Origin of the sequence: Vogesella alkaliphila, assembly GCF_014652475.1 — a bacterium.
In the GTDB taxonomy this organism is placed as follows: Bacteria; Pseudomonadota; Gammaproteobacteria; order Burkholderiales; family Chromobacteriaceae; genus Vogesella; species Vogesella alkaliphila.
The window spans coordinates 189,378-206,624 of record NZ_BMYW01000001.1; the positions used below are offsets into that span (position 1 = coordinate 189,378).

Sequence of the window (17,247 nt, forward strand, 5' to 3'; positions counted from 1 at the left end):
TTCAACGCGGTATCGCCGACGCGCAGCAGACATTGAGCAGGTTCTTACGCCGCCGGCAAGGCCTGGCCCGTCACGATGGGCGGCACCATCTCGCGCACCATCTCCTGCATCGCCTGCTGCGTCAGCGTGCTGGGGCGGTGCGAGCTGACCGCCAGCGCCAGCCGGCTGACCAGGCCCGGCTCGCCGATCGGGCGCAGCCGCAGCCGCGCCGCCTTGTCGCTGGTCGACACCGCCAGCCGCGACAATACCGCGCAGCCGGCGCCGTCGGCGACCAGCTCCAGGATCGCCGGCACGCTGTCGATCTCCAGCGCAATGGTTGGCCGCAAGCCCTGCGCGCCCAGCTGCGACTCCACCAGCATGCGGATGGCGTGCGGCTGCGACGGGATCACCAGCGGCCTGGCGGCCAGCGCCGCCAGCGACACCACGCCCGGCGCCGCGTCGCCATCGGCCAGCTCCACCAGGTACAGCGCCTCGTCGCACAGCGGCGTGATGTCGATGTCGGAGGACGGCACCGGGTTGTACAGCAGCGCGACGTCGAGCCGGCCGTTGCGCAGCGCCTCCAGCATGTTGGCCGACAGGCCTTCGCGGATCGCCAGCGACGCCTGCGGCAGCCGGGTGCGGAAGGCGCGCGACAGCGGCACCGACAGCACCCGCGACAGGCTGGGCGGCAGCCCCAGCGCCACCTTGCCGGCCAGCGCGCCGCGCACGCGGCCCAGCTCCTCCTTGGCGCGCTCCACCTGGTGCAGCACGCCGCGGCCGTGTTCCAGCAGCAGCTTGCCGGCCTCGGTCAGCGTCACGCCGCGGCCGTTGCGCAAGAGCAGCGTCTGGCGCAATTCCACCTCCAGCTGGCGGATCTGGCGGCTGAGCGCCGGCTGCGCGATGTCGAGCACGATGGAGGCGCGGGTGAAGCTGCCCAGCTCGGCAACGCGGACGAAATACTCGATCTGTTTCAGGTCCATGGCGGCGCGGCAAACGGAAGGGAGGACAGGACAGCATACGCGATGGCGGGCGGTGCAGGAATGCCTTTCCGGCATAACCGCCGTGCCGTCGGACAAAAAAACGGCCCGACCGGTGACAACACCGGCGCGGGCCAGACAAGCAACGCAATGAGAAAGGGGAATAACGTTCAGGCCTGGGCGGCGATCATGCCGCGGAAGTGGCGCTCCATGCGCTCGGTATCCGGCTCTCGGCCGGTGAACAGCTGAAAGGCGCCGATCGCCTGCCATACCGCCATGCCGCCGCCGTCGAGCACGCGACAGCCGCGCCGGCGTGCCAGCTGTAGCAATTCGGTTTCCAGCGGGAAGTACACCACTTCCGCCACCCACAGGCCGCCGTGCAGCAGCGTCTCCGGCAGCGGCAGGCCGGGATGGCCGTCCATGCCGGTCGGCGTGGCGTGCACCAGACCGCTGGCGCCCGGCAGCGCCTGGCTCACGTCGCTGCTACCCGTCACCCGCCGCTCCGGGAAGTAACCGTGCAGGCGTGCGGCCAACGTTGCGGCGCGCTGGGCGTCCTGGTCGACGATCACCAGCTCGCGGGTGCCGGCCACCAGCAGCGCGTGGGCGACGGCGGAGCCGGCACCGCCGCCGCCGAGCAGCACCACGCGCTGCAGGTCGTCGTCGGCGAAGTGGCGACGGAAGGGCTCGGCAAAGCCGGACCAGTCGGTGTTGTGGCCGTAGCGCTTGCCGTCGCGGAACACCACGGTGTTGACGGCACCGATCTGGCGCGCGTCTTCCGACAGCTCATCGAGATAGGGGATCACCGCCTGCTTGCAGGGGTGGGTGATGTTGACGCCGGCAAAACCGCAGGCTTCGGCGGCCGCGAGCAGCGCCGGCAGCGCCTCGACACCCTTGCCGATACGGCTGAGGTCGATCAGCTGGTAGTGCAGCTTGAAGCCCAGCTCGGCCGCTTCCTGCTCGTGCAGATAGGGCGACTTTGAACGCTGGATATCCGCACCGATCAGGCCGATCAGCACCTTGTCCGGCACGCCGTGCTCGGTTGCGAATGATGAAACTTCAGAGATCATGTCATGCCTCGGTGGTTGGCTCCCGGCGCGACCAGCGGGCGGCGCCGGGCTTGGGGGGAGTGGGTTAGCGCAGCTTGGCCAGTTCGCTGTTCAGCTCGCCCATCAGCTGCGGGCCGACGTTTTCGCTGAACTTCTTCGTCACGCCCTGCAGCTTGATGCGGATGCGGCCTTTTTCGGCGGCGGATAGCTCGTTCACCTTCATCGACGCCTTCAGCTTGGCCAGCGCCTGGGCGGCACCGTCACGATTGACCTTGCGCTGGTACAGCGTGGCGTCGCGCGCGGCCTTCTGCAGCAGCTTCTTCTCGTCGGCGGACAGCTGGTCCCACAGCTTCTGGCTGGCCAGCAGCACCTGCGGGTTGTAGATGTGGCCGGTGAGGGTCATGTACTTCTGCACTTCGTTGAGCTTGGTGCCCAGGATGGTGGCTTCCGGATTTTCCTGGCCGTCGACCGCGCGCTGTTCCAGCGCGGTGTACAGCTCGGTGAACGGCATCGGTACCGGGTTGGCGCCCAGCGCCGAGAACATCTCGATATACAGCGGCGACTGCACCACGCGCACCTTGAGGCCGGCGATGTCTTCCATCTTCGCTACCGGACGCACGTTGTTGGTCAGGTGGCGGAAGCCCAGCTCCCAGTAACCGAGACCGACCATGCCCTTGCCCTGCAGTCTGGCCAGCAGCTTGTTGCCGATCGGGCCGTCGACGATGGCGTCGGCTTCCTTGCCGCTGTTGAACAGGAAGGGCAGGTCGAACAGCACGAACTCCTTGGCGTGGCTGGACAACAGGCCGGCGTTGAGCACGGTGAAGTCGAGGGTGCCGCCCTGGATCGAGGACACGGTCTGCACGTCGCCGCCGAGTACGCCGGAGCCGAACAGCTTGACGGTGATCTTGCCGCCGGAGGCCTTGCTCACCAGCTCGGCGAACCTGGCGGCACCCATGCCCTGCGGGTGGTCCTTGGCATTGAGGAAGGAGAAGCGCAGCGTGCGTTCCTTGATGTCGGCGGCGCTGGCCTGGCCGGCGAGGCCGAGGGCAAGGATGGATGCGGTGCCGAGCACGGCGATGTGGTTCAACTTCATGATGTCTCTCTCCATGTTGGAATTGGACTCCGGGGTCTCCTCCCCGGAGGTGCTACGGAAACTCAACGGGCAAACCAGGCGGCCGGCACAGTGACGATGCTCGGGAACAGCACCAGCAGGAACAGCACCGCCAGCTCGGCGATCAGGAAGGGGCTGATCGCCTTGATCAGCGCCCCCATCTTGGTGCGGGTGGCGCCGCACACCACGTTGAGCACGGTGCCCACCGGCGGCGTGATCAGGCCGATCGAGGTGTTGATGATGAACAGCACGCCGAAGTAGATCGGGTCGATACCGGCCTGGGTCACCACCGGGACCAGCACCGGCGCCAGGATCAGGATGGTCGGCGCCATGTCCATCGCGGTGCCCACCAGCACGATGATCAGCATGATCACCAGCATCAGGAGCGTCGGGTCGTCCATCAGCGGCGCCAGCAGCTCGATCAGCTGCGACGGCAGGTCGGCGATGGTGATCATCCACGCCGACACCAGCGAGGCGGCGACCAGGAACATCACGATGCCGGTGGTCTGGGCCGACACGGTCAGCACATGGAACAGCTGCGACGGCTTCAGCTCGCGGTAGACCACCATCGCCACGAACAGCGAGTACACCGCGGCCACCACCGCCGCCTCGGTCGGGGTGAAAATGCCGAACTTGAGGCCGCCGATGATGATGCCGGGCAGCAGCAGCGCCCAGAAACCGTCACGCACCGCGGCGATGATCTCGGCCGCCGACTTGCGCGGCGCCGGCTGGATGTCTTCCGAGCGCGACACCCACCACCACGCCACGCACAGCGAGGCGGCGATCAGGATGCCGGGCACGATGCCGGCGAGGAACAGCTTGGAGATCGACAGGTTGCCGGCCACCCCCAGCAGGATGAAACCGATGCTGGGCGGGATGATGGGCGCGATGATGCCGCCGGCGGCGATCAGCGCGCTGGAGCGGGCCTGGTCGTGGCCGGCACGCACCATCATCGGCACCAGCAGCACCGCCAGCGCCGCGGCGTCGGCCACCGCCGAGCCGGACAGGCTAGCCAGGATGCAGGAGGCGAGAATGGCGACGTAGCCGAGGCCGCCCTTGACGTGGCCGACCAGCGCCAGCGCCACGTTGACGATGCGGCGCGACAGGCCGCCGACATTCATCACCTCGCCGGCGAGCAGGAAGAACGGGACCGCCAGCAGCGCGAAGCTGTCGGCGCCGTTGATCAGGTTCTGCGCGACGATCTGCGCGTCGAACATGTCCATGTGGTACATCAGCGCCACGCCGGACAAGAGCAGGGCAAAGGCAATCGACATGCCCATTGCCATGGCTCCGAGCAGGGTGCCAAGGAAGATAGTCAGAATCACGATGAAGTCTCCGGCCGGGGCTTAGTCAGCGATATTCAGCGTGGTGTGCGCGTCGGACACCGGCGCACCGCTGAACACCTTGTACAGATCGAATACGACGACGACGGCGGACAGCAGGCTGAACACCAGGCCGGCCAGGTACACCGTCGCCATCGGCAGGCCGGTCATCGGCGCCGGGACATCAAGGTTGATCACCACCTGCTGCCAGCTGCCGCTGCCGAACAGCCACAGCAGGTACAGCACGATGCCCTCCATCAACACGTGGCAGACCTTCTGGGCCAGAACCGGCAGGCGCCGGACCAGGCTGTCGACATTGAGGTGGCCCTTTTCGCGTACGCCGACGATGGCGGCGAGGAAGGTCATCCAGATCATGAACCAGCGCGACAGCTCTTCGGACACGCTGATGCCGCTGTTGAAGCTGTAGCGCAGCACCACGTTGGTGAACACCAGCACCACCATGCCGGCCAGCAGCAAGGCCATCATGCCTTTCAGTATCTGCATCGATACGTCGATTACTTTTTCCATCACAACCTCCATGCAGCACACCGCTGCGGCGCCGGGGCGCGACAGCAGCGGTCTGCCAGTCAAGAAAACGGCTTGTCGTTTATTTCTTCAGGTGGCAGGCAAGGTGGTGCACCGCGAGGTGGTAACCCGCGGTGCCCAGACCGCAGATCACGCCGGTCGCCACTTTCGAAACGTAGGACAGATGCCGGAAGCTCTCGCGGCGGTGGATGTTGCTGATGTGCACTTCGATGATGTGGCCGGGGAAGGCGGACAGCGCGTCCATCAGCGCGACGGAGGTGTGGCTGTAGCCGGCCGGATTGATCACGATGCTGGCGTGCTGGTCGCGCGCCTGGTGGATCCAGTCGATCAGCTGCGCCTCGTCGTTGCTCTGGCGGAAGTCGATGGTGAGGCCGTATTCGCGCGCCACGCTGCGGCAGCTGCGCTCGACGTCGGCGATGGTTTCGTGACCGTAGATTTCCGGCTGGCGTTTGCCCAGCAGGTTCAGGTTCGGGCCGTTCAGTACCAGGATGTCGGTGGCCATGTCAGCGCGCTCCCAGGCGGGGGGCGGCCACGGCCGGCGATGGTGGGAAGAACATGTCGTGCTCCTCAATCTCTCTGTGTCTTTTTTAGAAATGTACCTGTTGGTACATAATGAAAGAATGGCCTATCACCGCCGCTTTGTCAATGCCGGATTGAGGCAAATCAAGGTCTTGCGCGGGCGGATTGTGGTGATCCGCAACAGCGCCGGCAGGCCCGAATTTTCTGCGTTGCAGCAAACGGGCGTGCCAAGCGGCGCCGGGTAAAAAAACGGGCGCCGACCGGCGCCCGAAGGAGAGTGGATGGGGGGGAACTAGCCACCCTGGCGGTTGCGGCGCTGTGCCTGTGCCGCCAGCCGCACCGGCGCGTTGGCGGCGCCGTACTGGTCGTAGCTGCCGAGGCGTTGCACGATCTCGAAGAAGAAGCGCTCGTCGAACGGCGCGGAGTACACGTGCAGGAATTCGCCGCCGCCGGCGTCGCGGTCGTACAGCACGTTGTGCTGCCGCAGGCGCGCGACAAAGTCGTCGTCGAGGCTGAAACGCGCCAGCAGGTCATCGTAGTAGTTGTCGGGGATGTCCAGCAGCGGCACGCCGCCCACGCGTGCCTGCACCACCGCGGCAAAGATGTCGTCGCTGGCGAAGGCGATGTGCTGCAGGCCGGAGCCCTTGTAGGTCGACACCGAGCGCGCGATGGCGGTGTTGCGGTTTTCCGAGATGTTGAGCGGAATGCGGATGCTGTTGTTGGCGCTGCGCACCACGCGGCTCTTCATCAGGCCGTACGGGTCCGGCAGCGTCCACTCGTGCTCGGTGGCAAAGTCGAAGATGGCGCGGAAGTGCAGGATCCAGTTGTCCATCGTCTCCGCCGGCAGGCCGATGGCGAAGTGGTCCAGCGCGGTCAGGCCGAGGCCAGGCGTGGCCGTATCGCAGGCGTCGAAGTCCGACTGGTAGATGGAGTCGCCGTCAACGTTGGCCGCAACCAGATACTGCAGGCTGCCGTCCGGCGCGCGCACCGCCGGGATGTGGCGCTCGTTGGGGCCGACGCGGCTTTCGAACGGCTTGCAGCCGTACAGCTTGGCGCGGGTCAGCGCCTGCTGCGCGTCGTCGGTGCGGAACGCCGCGGCGCACAGCGACGGGCCGTGCGACACGTAGAAGGCGTGGGCGAAGGAATCCGGCTCGGCGTTGAGGATCAGGTTGATGTCGCCCTGCTGGTACAGCGTGACGTCCTTGGACTTGTGCTGTCCGGCGCGGGAAAAGCCGAACTGTTGCAGCAGCTTGCCCAGCCGCGCGCCGGAGTCGTCGTCGACCGCGAACTCCAGGAATTCCACGCCCTGGTAGTCGGCGGCCGGCGGCGGCGAGAACAGGCTGTCGGCCACGCTGCCGGCGCCCTCGGCGCGCAGGGTACGGGCGGTGACTTCTTCCAGATAGCGCAGCGAGCGCAGGCCGTCGATGGCGGTCAGCCGCGTCGGCGCGGCGCGGAAGCCGTCGTTGAACACCTCCAGCGACAGCGGGCCGCGGTAGCCGCTGGCGATGATGGGCGCGAGGAAGGCGCCCAGCTCGAAATCGCCCTGGCCGGGGAAGCTGCGGAAGTGGCGGCTCCACTCCATCACGTCCATGTTTAGCAGCGGCGCGTCGGCCAGCTGCACGAACACGATCTTGTCGCCGGGGATCTGCGACAGCAGCGACAGGTCGTCCCGGATCGCCAGGGTGTGGAAGCTGTCGAGGATGATGCCGAGGTTGGGGTGGTCGGCCTGCTGCACCAGGCGCCAGGCGTGCCGGTAGGAGTGGACGTGGCGGCCCCAGGCCAGCGCCTCGTAGCCGACCAGGATGTCGCGGCGCGCGGCGCGCTCGGCCAGCTGGCGCAGGTCGTCGGCAATCAGCGCGTCGTCCTGGCTGGTGTCCTGCGCCACGCTGCTGCATACCAGGATGCGGTCGGTGCCCAGCTCCTGCATCAGGTCGAACTTGCGTTCGGCGCGGTCGAGGTTGCGCGCCAGCCGCTCGCGCGGGCCGCCCTCGAAATCGCGGAACGGCTGGAACAGCATGATTTCCAGTCCCAGGTCGGCGCACATGCGGCGCACGGTGGCCGGGGTGCCGTCGAAGTAGAGCAGGTCGTTTTCAAAGATCTCGACGCCGTCAAAACCGGCTGCCGCGATCGCCTCCAGCTTCTCCGGCAGCGTGCCGCTCAGGGACACGGTTGCAATGGAATGCTTCATGCCATCCTCCGTTATTGGGTGTGTATTTTCGCATTATGTACCAATTGGTACATATGTCGAGAATTCTTGCCTGCGCGGCGTGATTCGCACGGATGGCTGCGACAAATTGGCGACACTGCGGTACCGGCTGAGTGTCCGCCGCTGTCCTGCCGCGGCCAACGTTGGCCGCAGGCTGCAACAGGGCGGGGACGGGGAGGGAAACCGTGGCCGCGTTTGACTGCTACTTTTCGATGGGGGTGGCCACCGGCGGCGCGGGCGGGGAGAGGACGCTCAATGCCATCGTGAAAAATCGTTTTTTATGTCAGTGACTTAGCGCGGTTTCACATTTTTGTAATGCGAAAACTACATTTCCCAAAAAAGTGCCATAAATACCCAAAAAACGATATTGAGGGGCCGCGGCATCGACTATAGAGTTTTGGCACCACTACCAGATCGGTGTTGCAACAACCTTGCATCAGGTCAAAAAAACAGCGTCTGGTGGGCAGGCGGTTTCACCCCGTCATCAGCAGGCCATAACAGTTTCGCCGCGACGGCGGACGGGTGAAGTGCGGACACACACAAGGAGAAAAATGGTGAGTAACGGGAACAGGATAGGCACGCGGACGGTGCCGGGCGTGCTGCTGGCTGGCTTGCTGGCGGTGACGGCGATGAGCGCCGGCGCCGAAGGCACGGCCGAGATCTCCAGGGGCCAGCAGTACTACGAAAAAATCTGCGCCAAGTGCCACGAGACCGGTATCGGTCCGGTACTGCTCGGCCGCGGCCTGCCGGAGGTGATCTTCACCACCATCCCGCGCAGCGGCCTGCGCGCGATGCCGGCCTTCCGCGTGTCGGACATCGACGACGCCACCTTGCAGAGTCTGGCGAAATACCTCGCCAACTCCAAGCCCAAACCGTAAGCGGGAGGAGCTGGCATGACTACCGATCGTCGCACTTTGCTCAAGGGCCTGGCCGCCGTCGGCCTCGCCTTCACCGGCGGCTCGCTGGCGCAGGCCGCCAGCGCGCTGCCCGCCGGCAAGACCCTGGCCGCCAATGCCACGCTGTCGCTGACCGCCGTGGTATCCGGCAGCGCACTGGATCACCAGTTTCTGGCCGGTGTCAGTACCGCCGCGCGGCAGCATGGCATGCAGCAGCAGCCGGCACTGCAGCTGAACGGGCCGGACGGCAGCTTGCTGAACCACATTCACACGCTGGCACAGGACGCGCAGCCGGCGATGCTGGTCGGGCTGGTGGATGACGCCACCGCCGCCGTGTTGCTGGACCTGGTGCGCTCGTCCGGCGGCCGCGTGCTGTCCGAACAGCACCAGCGCCTGGGTGGCGATGCCGCCCAGCTGGCCGCGCTGGGGCAGGCCCTGGTGGCCAGCCCGGAGCACGTGCTGCCGGCATCCCATCCGCAGGGCAGCCCCTGCGTTTCCTTCTGCTGCGTGATCTGAACGGAGTTATCTCATGGCTAGTAAATATCTTGCCCTGCCCAAGGGCGTCAGCGAGGCCCGTTTCGACGCGGCCATCAAGAAGTTCACCGCCGCACTGGGCAAGGAAAACGTGCTGACTTCCGGCGAACACCTGCAGCCGTACACCAAGGTGATGATGGCGGTGGAAACCGAAAAGCACGTGCCGTCCGCCATCGTGATGGCCACCACCGTGGAGCAGGTGCAGGCGGTGGTGAAGATCTGCAACGAGTACAAGATCCCGGTGTGGACCATCTCCACCGGCCGCAATTTCGGCTACGGCTCGGCGGCGCCGGTGGAGCGCGGCCAGATCGTGCTCGACCTGCGCAAGATGAACAAGATCATCCACATCGACCCGGAGCTGTGCACTGCACTGGTGGAGCCGGGCGTGACCTACCAGCAGCTGTACGACTACATCGAAGACAACAAGCTGCCGCTGATGCTGTCGTTCTCGGCGCCGTCGGCCATCGCCGGCCCGGTCGGCAACACCATGGACCGCGGCGTCGGCTACACCCCGTACGGCGAGCACTTCCTGATGCAATGCGGCATGGAAGTGGTGCTGGCCAACGGCGACGTGTACCGCACCGGCATGGGCGGCGTGAAGGGGGACAAGGCGTGGCAGGTGTTCAAGTGGGGTTACGGCCCGACGCTGGACGGCATGTTCACCCAGTCCAACTACGGCATCTGCACCAAGATGGGCTTCTGGCTGATGCCGAAGCCGCCGGTGTTCAAGCCGTTCGAGATCAAGTTCGACAACGAGGCCGACATTAGCGAGATCGTGGAGATGCTGCGCCCGCTGCGTATCGCCAACATCATCCCCAACGCGGTGGTGATCGCCGGCACGCTGTGGGAGGCCGCCACCTGCAACACCCGTCGTTCCGATTACATCACCACCCCCGGCCACACCCCGGACCACATCGTCAAGCAGATCCAGAAGGACAAGCACCTCGGCGCCTGGAACGTGTACGCCGCGCTGTACGGCTCGCCGGAGCAGGTGGAGGTGAACTGGAAGATCGTCACCGAGACCATCAGGAAGGCCGGCAAGGGCCGCATCGTGACCCAGGAAGAGGCCGGTGACACCCAGCCGTTCAAGTACCGCGCGCAGCTGATGTCCGGCGTGCCCAACCTGCAGGAATTCGGCCTCTACAACTGGCGCGGCGGCGGCGGCTCGATGTGGTTCGCCCCGGTCAGCCAGGCGCGCGGCAGCGAGTGCGACAAGCAGGTGAAGCTGGCCAAGACCATCCTCAACAAGCACGGCCTCGACTACGTCGGCGAATTCATCGTCGGCTGGCGCGACATGCACCACGTGATCGACGTGCTGTTCGACCGCAGCAGCGAAGAGGAAACCAAGCGCGCCAATGCCTGCTTTGCCGAGCTGCTGGACGAGTTCGAGAAGGAAGGCTACGCCGTGTACCGCGTCAACACCGCGTTCCAGGAACGGGTGGCCAACAGCTACGGCCCGGTGAAGCGCAAGCTGGAAAAAACCATCAAGCGCGCGCTGGACCCGAACGGCATTCTGGCACCGGGCAAGTCCGGCATCCGCATCTAAGGCAGGAAACAAGCGATGACAACGAAACAAGCATACGACGGCTTCGAACTGCAGCCGATCGCCGGCCAGTGGCGCCGCGGCAGTTCCAGCCAGCAGCTGACCAATAGCAACCCGTACTCCGGCGACACCCTGCTGCAGCTGCAGCTGGCCAGCCGCGACGACGTGGACGCGGCCTACGCCGCCGCCGCCGCCGCGCAGCAGGCGTGGGCGGCCCGCCTGCCGGAAGAGCGCGCCGCGGTGCTGCACCGCGCGGTGGAGATCATGCTGGCGCGCGCCGAGGAGATCCAGGACTGGATCGTGCGCGAATCCGGCAGCTCGCGGCTGAAGGCCATCATCGAATGGGACAGCGCGCGCCGCATCACCCAGGAGTCCGCTACCTTCTGCAACCGCGTCGAGGGGCGCATCCTGGCCTCGGCCATCCCGAATCAGGAAAGCCGCGTCTACCGTGCGCCGCTGGGCGTGGTCGGCGTGATCAGTCCGTGGAACTTCCCCTACCACCTGACCGCGCGCTCCATCGCCCCGGCACTGGCGCTGGGCAACGCTGTGGTGGTGAAGCCGGCCAGCGATACCCCAGTGACCGGTGGCCTGCTGCTGGCCAAGATCTACGAGGAAGCCGGCCTGCCGGCCGGGCTGTTCAGCGTGGTGGCCGGTGCCGGCAGCGAGATCGGCGATCACTTCGTCGCCCATCCGGTGCCGAGCCTGATCTCGTTCACCGGCTCCACCGAGGTGGGCCGCAACGTTGGCCGCATCGCCACCGGCGGGCAGCACATCAAGCGCGTGGCGCTGGAGCTGGGCGGCAACGCCCCGCTGGTGGTGCTGGACGACGCCGACATCGAGCAGGCGGCGCAGGCGGCGGTAGTCGGCCGCTTCCTGCACCAGGGCCAGATCTGCATGAGCACCAACCGCGTGATCGTCGACGCCAGGGTGCACGACCAGTTCGTTGCCGCGCTGAAGGCGCGCGTCGAAAAGCTACCGTACGGCGACCCGGCCGATGCGGCCAACATCGTCGGCCCGCTGATCAACGGCAAGCAGCTGGACGGCGTGCTGACCAAGATCGAACAGGCGAAAAAGGATGGCGCCACGCTGCTGGTCGGCGGCGCGCCGCAGGGCAATGTGCTGCCGCCGCACCTGTTCGTGGACGTCGACCCCAGCTGGTCCATCGCCGTGGACGAGACCTTCGGCCCGGTGCTGCCGGTGATCAAGGCCCGCGACGAGGCGCACGCGCTGGAACTGGCCAATGCCAGCGAGTACGGCCTGTCTGCCGCGGTGTTCACCCGCGACTACGCCCGCGGCCTGCACTTTGCCCGCGGCATCCGCAGCGGCATGTGCCACATCAACGACATCACCGTCGACGACCAGACCAACGCGCCGTTCGGCGGCGAGAAGAACTCCGGTCTCGGCCGCTTCAACGGCGAGTGGGCGATCGAGGAGTTCACCCGCGCGCAGTGGGTGACGCTGCAGTTCCAGCCGCGCCCGTACCCGTTCTGATCCTTTTCATCTTGCCGTACGCCGGCGGCCTGGCCGCCGGTGCATCAAGGAGCAAACCATGCAATCACGCCGCAGTTTCCTGATCAACAGCTTGGGGGTCGTGTCCGCGCTGGCCGTGGCCCGCAGCGCGCTGGCCGCCGCCCCGAAAGTGGACGCCAAAGACCCGACCGCAGTGGCACTGGGCTACGTCGCCGACGCCAGCAAGGTCGACAAGGCCAAGCAGCCGAAATACGCCGCCGGCCAGGCCTGCAGCAACTGCCAGTTCTACCAGGGCAAGGCCAGCGACGCCTACGCGCCCTGTCCGATGCTGGCCGGCAAGCAGGTCGCCGGCAAGGGCTGGTGCAACGTCTACGTCAAGAAGGCCTGACCGTTAATCGCCGGGCCAGGGTTGGCCGCAGGCCGGCCGTGGCGACAGCAAGGAGAGCGCAATGGGTTCATTCAGCCTGTGGCACTGGTTGATCGTGCTGGCCGTGGTGCTGCTGGTGTTCGGCACCAAAAAACTGCGCCATGTCGGCGCCGACCTGGGTGGCGCGGTACGCGGCTTCAGGCAGGGCATGCAGGGCGAGGACGACGCGCCCGCAGCCGATGCCACGCCGAAAAGCTAGTTGCCGGCCGGCGCGCGCCGGCATACAAACGCAGCATCACCCATCACCCTGCGGAGAGCGCCATGCTGCACGCCCAGCTGTTCATCGATAACCGGGATGTCGCCTCGTCCGACGGCGCCACCTTCGACTGTCTCAACCCGGTCAATGGCGAGGTCGCCACCGTGGCGGCGGCGGCGAGCGTGGACAGCGCGCTGGCGGCGGTGAATGCCGCCACGGTGGCGTTCGGCGCCTGGGCGGCGATGCTGCCGCAACAGCGGCGCGCGCTGCTGGACCGCGCCGCCGACCTGATCGTGGCGCGCAGTGCCGATTTCAGCGCCGCGATGACGGCGGAAACCGGCGCCACCGCGGCCTGGGGCAGCTTCAACTGCCAGCTGGCGGCGGGCATCTTCCGCGAGGCGGCGGCGCTGGTCACGCAGATCCAGGGCGAGCTGCCACCGTCCAGCCGTGCCGGCGCCATCGAGATGGTGGTGCGCCAGCCGGCGGGCGTGGTGCTGGCTTTCGCACCGTGGAATGCGCCGGTGCTGCTGGCGGCGCGGGCGGTGGCGATGCCGCTGGCCTGCGGCAACACGGTGGTGCTGAAAGGCTCCGAGCTGTGCCCGTACACCCACCGCCTGCTGGGCGAGGTGCTGGCCGAGGCCGGGCTGCCGCCGGGCGTGCTCAACGTGGTGCTGAACGCGCCGGCCGATGCGGCCAACGTGGTGGAGGCGCTGATCCGCCACCCGGCGGTGCGGCGGGTGAACTTCACCGGCTCCACCCGGGTTGGCCGCAGCATCGCCGAGATCGCCGCGCGCTACCTGAAGCGCTGCCTGCTGGAGCTGGGCGGCAAGGCGCCGCTGCTGGTGCTGGACGACGCCGATCTGGACGAGGCGGTGAAGGCGGCGGCGTTTGGCGCCTTCTTCAACCAGGGCCAGATCTGTATGTCGACCGAGCGCATCATCGTCGATCGCAAGGTGGCGGACGCGTTCGTGCAACGCCTCGCCGACAAGGCGCTGAGCCTGAAGGCCGGGCTGCCGGACGAGCCGGGCTGTGCGCTGGGGCCGATGATCAGCGCCGGCGCCGCCGAACGCATCACGGCGCTGGTGCAGGATGCGGTCGGCAAGGGCGCCGAACTGGTGACCGGCGGCCATGCGCGCGGCAGCGTGATGACCGCCACCGTGGTCGACCATGTCACCGCGGCGATGCGGCTGTACGGCGAGGAGTCGTTCGGCCCGGTGGTGGCTGTGCTGCGCTTTGACGACGTGGAGGAGGCGATCTCGCTGGCCAACGACTCCGAGTACGGGCTGTCGGCGGCGGTGTTCGGCGGCGACGTGCTGCGCGCGCTGGAGGTCGCCCGCCGCATCGAGTCCGGCATCTGCCACATCAACGGCCCGACGGTGCTGGACCAGGCGCAGATCCCGTTTGGCGGGGTGAAGGATAGCGGTTACGGCCGTTTTGGCGGTCGCGCCGCGATCGATGAATTTACCGAGTTGCGCTGGATCAGCATCCAGCGCGGCGCACAGCAGTACCCGATCTAAGAAGCTGTTTTACGATCTCGCGCGCTCACGCGAGACAAGACAACAACGGCTGAGGAAGCGACGTTTAACTGGATATGAACAAGCATGCCGAAGGCGCTTTTAACGCCGTATCGCCCCATTGGGATCAGTCGCAGCAGATCGTAAACAGGTTCTAGCAGTATCTGGCCGCGGCCTACCCGGTCGCTGCCGGCCACGCGCCGCGTCTCCATAAGTACGCGCGGCGTGCGGTCAACCCTGGCAGCGGGACGCTGCGCTGCCCGTCCCGCTTGCCTAGTCGTGCAGGCAGCGCTTTTTCATACCCATCGTTAATGACATACAAATAAAACGGAGAGATTCATCATGCAACAATCCAGAGCGCTCACCACCCTCGTCACCACGGGCGCCTTGCTGTCGCTGGCTGCTGCCAGCTGGGCCACCGAGGGCGGTGGCGGCATGTATCCCAACGGCAACGAGAACTACCTGACCGGCGCCTTGCCGCCGCCCGGCTTTTACGTGCTGGGTTATGCCTCCAGCTACCGCGCCGATACGCTGCGCGACAACAACGGCGACAAGCTGCCGGTCGATTTCAAGCTGCAGGTCAACGCGGTGGCGCCGCGCTTCATCTGGGTGAGCGACCTGCCGCTGGCCGGCGGCCAGCTGGCGATGCACGCCATCACCCCGCTGGTGGAGCTCGACGCCACGGTCAACGGCCGGTCGCAGCGCAAGCGTGAGCTGGGTGACATCGTGTTGGGCGGTGGTGCCGCCTACCACGTCTCCGACAAGCTGCACTACTACGCCGGGCTGGACATCAACGCCCCCACCGGCCAGTTCGACAAGAATGATCTGGTCAACGTTGGCCGCAACCACTGGAACGTGGAACCGCTGCTGGCGGTGAGCTACGTGCAGCCTCGCGGCATCAACGCCGACGTGAAGCTGATGTACGACTACAACTGGAAGAACAAGGACACCGACTACCGCAGCGGCCAGGAGGTGCACGCCGACTACGCGCTGGGCTGGGGCTTTGGCAATGGCTGGGTGGCCGGCGTCGGCGGCTACGCCTATCGCCAGGTCACCGACGATGTCGGGCCGAACGTGCCGGCACACGGCAACCGCGGCAAGGCCTTCGCCATCGGCCCGTCCATCAAGTACGACAACGGCAAGGGCTATTTCGTCACCGCCAAGTGGCAGCGTGAAAGCGGGGTGGCCAACCGTGCCCGCGGTTCCGAATTCAAGCTGCGCATGACGCTGCCGTTCTAAGCCGGCACGCATGATGTTCTCCGCTGCGCCGCCGTGCTCTGCATGGCGGCGCAGTGCCGTTATCATGTGTGTTTGTTCATCCTCGTCGCGGCCTGCCCATGACCCCCGTTGCCCAGCGCATCAACGCCAACGCCGCCGCCCACCGTATCGACACCACGCTCGATACCCGCCGCTACGCGCTGGCCAATGGCCGCCACGACACCGCGCGCGCGGCGATCCTGCTGTTGAGCGGCAGTGCCAGCATCAGCCTGGATAAGGACAGCATCGAGCTGGCGGCGCCGGCGCTGGCCTGGGTCAACGTGCCGCCGCAAAGCCATCTGCGCGTCAGCGCCGGCAGCGCCGGCTACCTGCTGTCGCTGTCGGACGTGCTGGTGAAGGAGGCGGCGGGGCAGGGCGCGGAGTCGGTGCCGCTGCGCTATCTGGCCGATCGCCGCATCGTGCAGAACCGCCTCGACGCCGCCGAGGCGGTGCAGGAGATGAGCGCCTCGTTCCGCAGCATCGAGCGCGAACTGAAGCTGGGCGGCAAGGCGTCATGGAGCTATCTCACCGCCCATCTCGCGCTGATCCTGATCCACTGCTGGCGCCTTTCCGGGCTGGAGGATGTCAGCCAGCAGGGGCACAGCACCAATTCGACGCTGTTGATGCGCTTCCGCCACCTGGCCGAGCTGCACCTGCGCGAGCACTGGAAGATCGCCCGCTACGCCGCCGAGCTGGGCATCTCCCACGACCGCCTGCACGACATCTGCGTGCGCACCCTCAAGCGCACGCCACTGGAGCTGCTGCACGACCGCCTCACCCATGAGGCCTGCCTGCGGCTGGTGCGCTCCGGGCTGACCATCGAACAGGTCGCCGCCGATCTCGGCTTTCGCAGCACCACCCACTTCAGCCGCTTCTTCCGCCTGCGCACCGGGCTGACCCCGGCGCGCTACCGGCTGGAAGCCAAGCAGCAAGTCAGCCGCAACGAGGCGCTGGCGATCCGCAACTACGCCGACTGGCCGTGAGCGCGGCGGGACAGGCATAAGGGCCTTTAGATGGTGGGGGTGGAAGCCGGAGCCGGCCCCGGTCTGGCTGCGCGGACGGAAGCGCGTGCTTTTGATGACTGGAAAAACAAAAAAGCCCTTGATTGCTCAAGGGCTTAGATGTTGGTCTGGCGGAGAGGGAGGGATTCGAACCCTCGGTACGCTCGCACGTACGCCTGATTTCGAGTTAGTAAGCAAATTTCGAAAAATCAGCGGATTACGATATTTCTTGTTCTACAAAATGTTGTATTTTTCCTCTCAAAACCCGCGCCAATGCTAGTTTCTCCGAAATTTAGTAGAACGCTAGCAGCTTGGGGTGAGGAGGATGGAAAATAGCTATGCTCAAGGGCAGGGGCTGATTGTGCAAAACAAGCGCTTATGGCCGTTACCGACCCGAAGTGGACCATCTCTTTATCGTGACTCAGTAATCAGCTGGTGGTCTGTATCCGGACGTCTATCGGGATTCTAGACAGCTCTCCTTCTGGAGTTCGAAGGCAGACCGTCCAAAGCCCAGCACTTGAAATATTCGGGTGCAACATTAAAGTGCCGACCCAACCCGAATTGCCGGCCACGTTATTCCTGGCAAGCTCAAGGGAGTCGAGCTCAGTCTCGGTTCCACTTGGATCCAACAGGATGATTCGGATTTTTGTTGATCCACCGGGTCGAACACCACCCAACGATATTTGCATTGTTAAGGGCCACT

17 protein-coding genes are annotated in these 17,247 nt (G+C 66.0%); 10 read left to right on the forward strand and 7 right to left on the reverse strand.

The window, feature by feature from the left end; translation table 11 throughout:
• Nucleotides 1-44 precede the first annotated feature (44 nt).
• From IE100_RS00925 to aroQ, 6 genes are all read right to left on the reverse strand, one after another.
• Nucleotides 45-959, reverse strand: coding sequence for a LysR substrate-binding domain-containing protein (locus IE100_RS00925; RefSeq protein WP_189372180.1), 915 nt, complete (start codon nt 957-959; stop codon nt 45-47).
• Nucleotides 960-1,126: 167 nt separating this feature from the next.
• Complete coding sequence (locus tag IE100_RS00930) at nt 1,127-2,023, reverse strand: shikimate dehydrogenase (protein ID WP_189372181.1); 897 nt, start codon at nt 2,021-2,023, stop codon at nt 1,127-1,129.
• A gap of 64 nt (nt 2,024-2,087) precedes the next feature.
• The gene (locus tag IE100_RS00935) at nt 2,088-3,095 is read right to left on the reverse strand and encodes a TRAP transporter substrate-binding protein (RefSeq protein ID WP_229800165.1); all 1,008 of its coding nucleotides are present in this window, start codon (nt 3,093-3,095) and stop codon (nt 2,088-2,090) included.
• A gap of 62 nt (nt 3,096-3,157) precedes the next feature.
• The gene (locus IE100_RS00940) at nt 3,158-4,438 is read right to left on the reverse strand and encodes a TRAP transporter large permease subunit (protein ID WP_189372183.1); all 1,281 of its coding nucleotides are present in this window, start codon (nt 4,436-4,438) and stop codon (nt 3,158-3,160) included.
• A 21-nt stretch (nt 4,439-4,459) separates the two neighbouring features.
• Nucleotides 4,460-4,963 carry a TRAP transporter small permease gene (locus IE100_RS00945; RefSeq protein ID WP_189372184.1) on the reverse strand — a complete coding sequence of 168 codons (504 nt, stop codon included), beginning with the start codon at nt 4,961-4,963 and terminating at the stop codon, nt 4,460-4,462.
• A 79-nt stretch (nt 4,964-5,042) separates the two neighbouring features.
• Nucleotides 5,043-5,483, reverse strand: a complete 441-nt coding sequence (aroQ, locus tag IE100_RS00950) for a type II 3-dehydroquinate dehydratase (protein WP_189372185.1) — start codon at nt 5,481-5,483, stop codon at nt 5,043-5,045.
• Between the two features lie 58 nt (nt 5,484-5,541).
• On the opposite strand from aroQ, the gene IE100_RS00955 reads away from it, so the two are divergent.
• Nucleotides 5,542-5,745, forward strand: a complete 204-nt coding sequence (locus IE100_RS00955) for a hypothetical protein (RefSeq protein ID WP_189372186.1) — start codon at nt 5,542-5,544, stop codon at nt 5,743-5,745.
• 47 nt (nt 5,746-5,792) lie between these two features.
• Here the strand turns inward: IE100_RS00955 and IE100_RS00960 are convergent, their stop codons facing one another.
• Nucleotides 5,793-7,688 (reverse strand): bifunctional sugar phosphate isomerase/epimerase/4-hydroxyphenylpyruvate dioxygenase family protein, encoded by a 1,896-nt coding sequence (locus tag IE100_RS00960; protein ID WP_189372187.1) that lies wholly within the window; start codon nt 7,686-7,688, stop codon nt 5,793-5,795.
• A 569-nt stretch (nt 7,689-8,257) separates the two neighbouring features.
• Here IE100_RS00960 and IE100_RS00965 point away from each other — a divergent pair.
• The 9 genes from IE100_RS00965 to IE100_RS01005 all read left to right on the forward strand — a co-directional run bounded on the left by IE100_RS00965 (nt 8,258) and on the right by IE100_RS01005 (nt 16,526).
• Entirely contained in the window at nt 8,258-8,584 is a 327-nt protein-coding gene (locus IE100_RS00965) for a c-type cytochrome (RefSeq protein WP_189372188.1), read from the forward strand.
• A gap of 15 nt (nt 8,585-8,599) precedes the next feature.
• Complete coding sequence (locus IE100_RS00970; protein WP_189372189.1) at nt 8,600-9,118, forward strand: hypothetical protein; 519 nt, start codon at nt 8,600-8,602, stop codon at nt 9,116-9,118.
• 13 nt (nt 9,119-9,131) lie between these two features.
• Nucleotides 9,132-10,682 (forward strand): FAD-binding oxidoreductase, encoded by a 1,551-nt coding sequence (locus IE100_RS00975; protein ID WP_189372190.1) that lies wholly within the window; start codon nt 9,132-9,134, stop codon nt 10,680-10,682.
• Between the two features lie 15 nt (nt 10,683-10,697).
• Complete coding sequence (locus IE100_RS00980; protein WP_189372191.1) at nt 10,698-12,170, forward strand: aldehyde dehydrogenase family protein; 1,473 nt, start codon at nt 10,698-10,700, stop codon at nt 12,168-12,170.
• Nucleotides 12,171-12,228: 58 nt separating this feature from the next.
• Nucleotides 12,229-12,537 (forward strand): high-potential iron-sulfur protein, encoded by a 309-nt coding sequence (locus IE100_RS00985; RefSeq protein WP_189372192.1) that lies wholly within the window; start codon nt 12,229-12,231, stop codon nt 12,535-12,537.
• Nucleotides 12,538-12,598: 61 nt separating this feature from the next.
• Nucleotides 12,599-12,775, forward strand: a complete 177-nt coding sequence (gene tatA, locus IE100_RS00990) for a Sec-independent protein translocase subunit TatA (protein ID WP_189372194.1) — start codon at nt 12,599-12,601, stop codon at nt 12,773-12,775.
• Between the two features lie 62 nt (nt 12,776-12,837).
• Complete coding sequence (locus tag IE100_RS00995; protein ID WP_189372197.1) at nt 12,838-14,289, forward strand: aldehyde dehydrogenase; 1,452 nt, start codon at nt 12,838-12,840, stop codon at nt 14,287-14,289.
• A gap of 339 nt (nt 14,290-14,628) precedes the next feature.
• On the forward strand, nt 14,629-15,525 hold the full coding sequence (locus IE100_RS01000; protein WP_189372200.1) for a SphA family protein: 897 nt from the start codon (nt 14,629-14,631) through the stop codon (nt 15,523-15,525).
• A gap of 98 nt (nt 15,526-15,623) precedes the next feature.
• Nucleotides 15,624-16,526: a helix-turn-helix domain-containing protein gene (locus IE100_RS01005; protein ID WP_189372202.1), complete on the forward strand. Its 903-nt coding sequence runs from the start codon at nt 15,624-15,626 to the stop codon at nt 16,524-16,526.
• The last annotated feature ends 721 nt before the right edge of the window (nt 16,527-17,247 follow it).

Coding starts and splice junctions, on each gene's coding strand:
- IE100_RS00975 (WP_189372190.1), top strand. CDS start 9,132: ATGGCTAGTAAATATCTTGCCCTGCCCAAGGGCGTCAGCGAGGCCCGT.
- aroQ (WP_189372185.1), bottom strand. CDS start 5,483: ATGGCCACCGACATCCTGGTACTGAACGGCCCGAACCTGAACCTGCTG.
- IE100_RS01005 (WP_189372202.1), top strand. CDS start 15,624: ATGACCCCCGTTGCCCAGCGCATCAACGCCAACGCCGCCGCCCACCGT.
- IE100_RS00980 (WP_189372191.1), top strand. CDS start 10,698: ATGACAACGAAACAAGCATACGACGGCTTCGAACTGCAGCCGATCGCC.
- IE100_RS00985 (WP_189372192.1), top strand. CDS start 12,229: ATGCAATCACGCCGCAGTTTCCTGATCAACAGCTTGGGGGTCGTGTCC.
- IE100_RS00970 (WP_189372189.1), top strand. CDS start 8,600: ATGACTACCGATCGTCGCACTTTGCTCAAGGGCCTGGCCGCCGTCGGC.
- IE100_RS00945 (WP_189372184.1), bottom strand. CDS start 4,963: ATGGAAAAAGTAATCGACGTATCGATGCAGATACTGAAAGGCATGATG.
- IE100_RS00935 (WP_229800165.1), bottom strand. CDS start 3,095: ATGAAGTTGAACCACATCGCCGTGCTCGGCACCGCATCCATCCTTGCC.
- IE100_RS00930 (WP_189372181.1), bottom strand. CDS start 2,023: ATGATCTCTGAAGTTTCATCATTCGCAACCGAGCACGGCGTGCCGGAC.
- IE100_RS01000 (WP_189372200.1), top strand. CDS start 14,629: ATGCAACAATCCAGAGCGCTCACCACCCTCGTCACCACGGGCGCCTTG.
- tatA (WP_189372194.1), top strand. CDS start 12,599: ATGGGTTCATTCAGCCTGTGGCACTGGTTGATCGTGCTGGCCGTGGTG.
- IE100_RS00925 (WP_189372180.1), bottom strand. CDS start 959: ATGGACCTGAAACAGATCGAGTATTTCGTCCGCGTTGCCGAGCTGGGC.
- IE100_RS00965 (WP_189372188.1), top strand. CDS start 8,258: ATGGTGAGTAACGGGAACAGGATAGGCACGCGGACGGTGCCGGGCGTG.
- IE100_RS00960 (WP_189372187.1), bottom strand. CDS start 7,688: ATGAAGCATTCCATTGCAACCGTGTCCCTGAGCGGCACGCTGCCGGAG.
- IE100_RS00995 (WP_189372197.1), top strand. CDS start 12,838: ATGCTGCACGCCCAGCTGTTCATCGATAACCGGGATGTCGCCTCGTCC.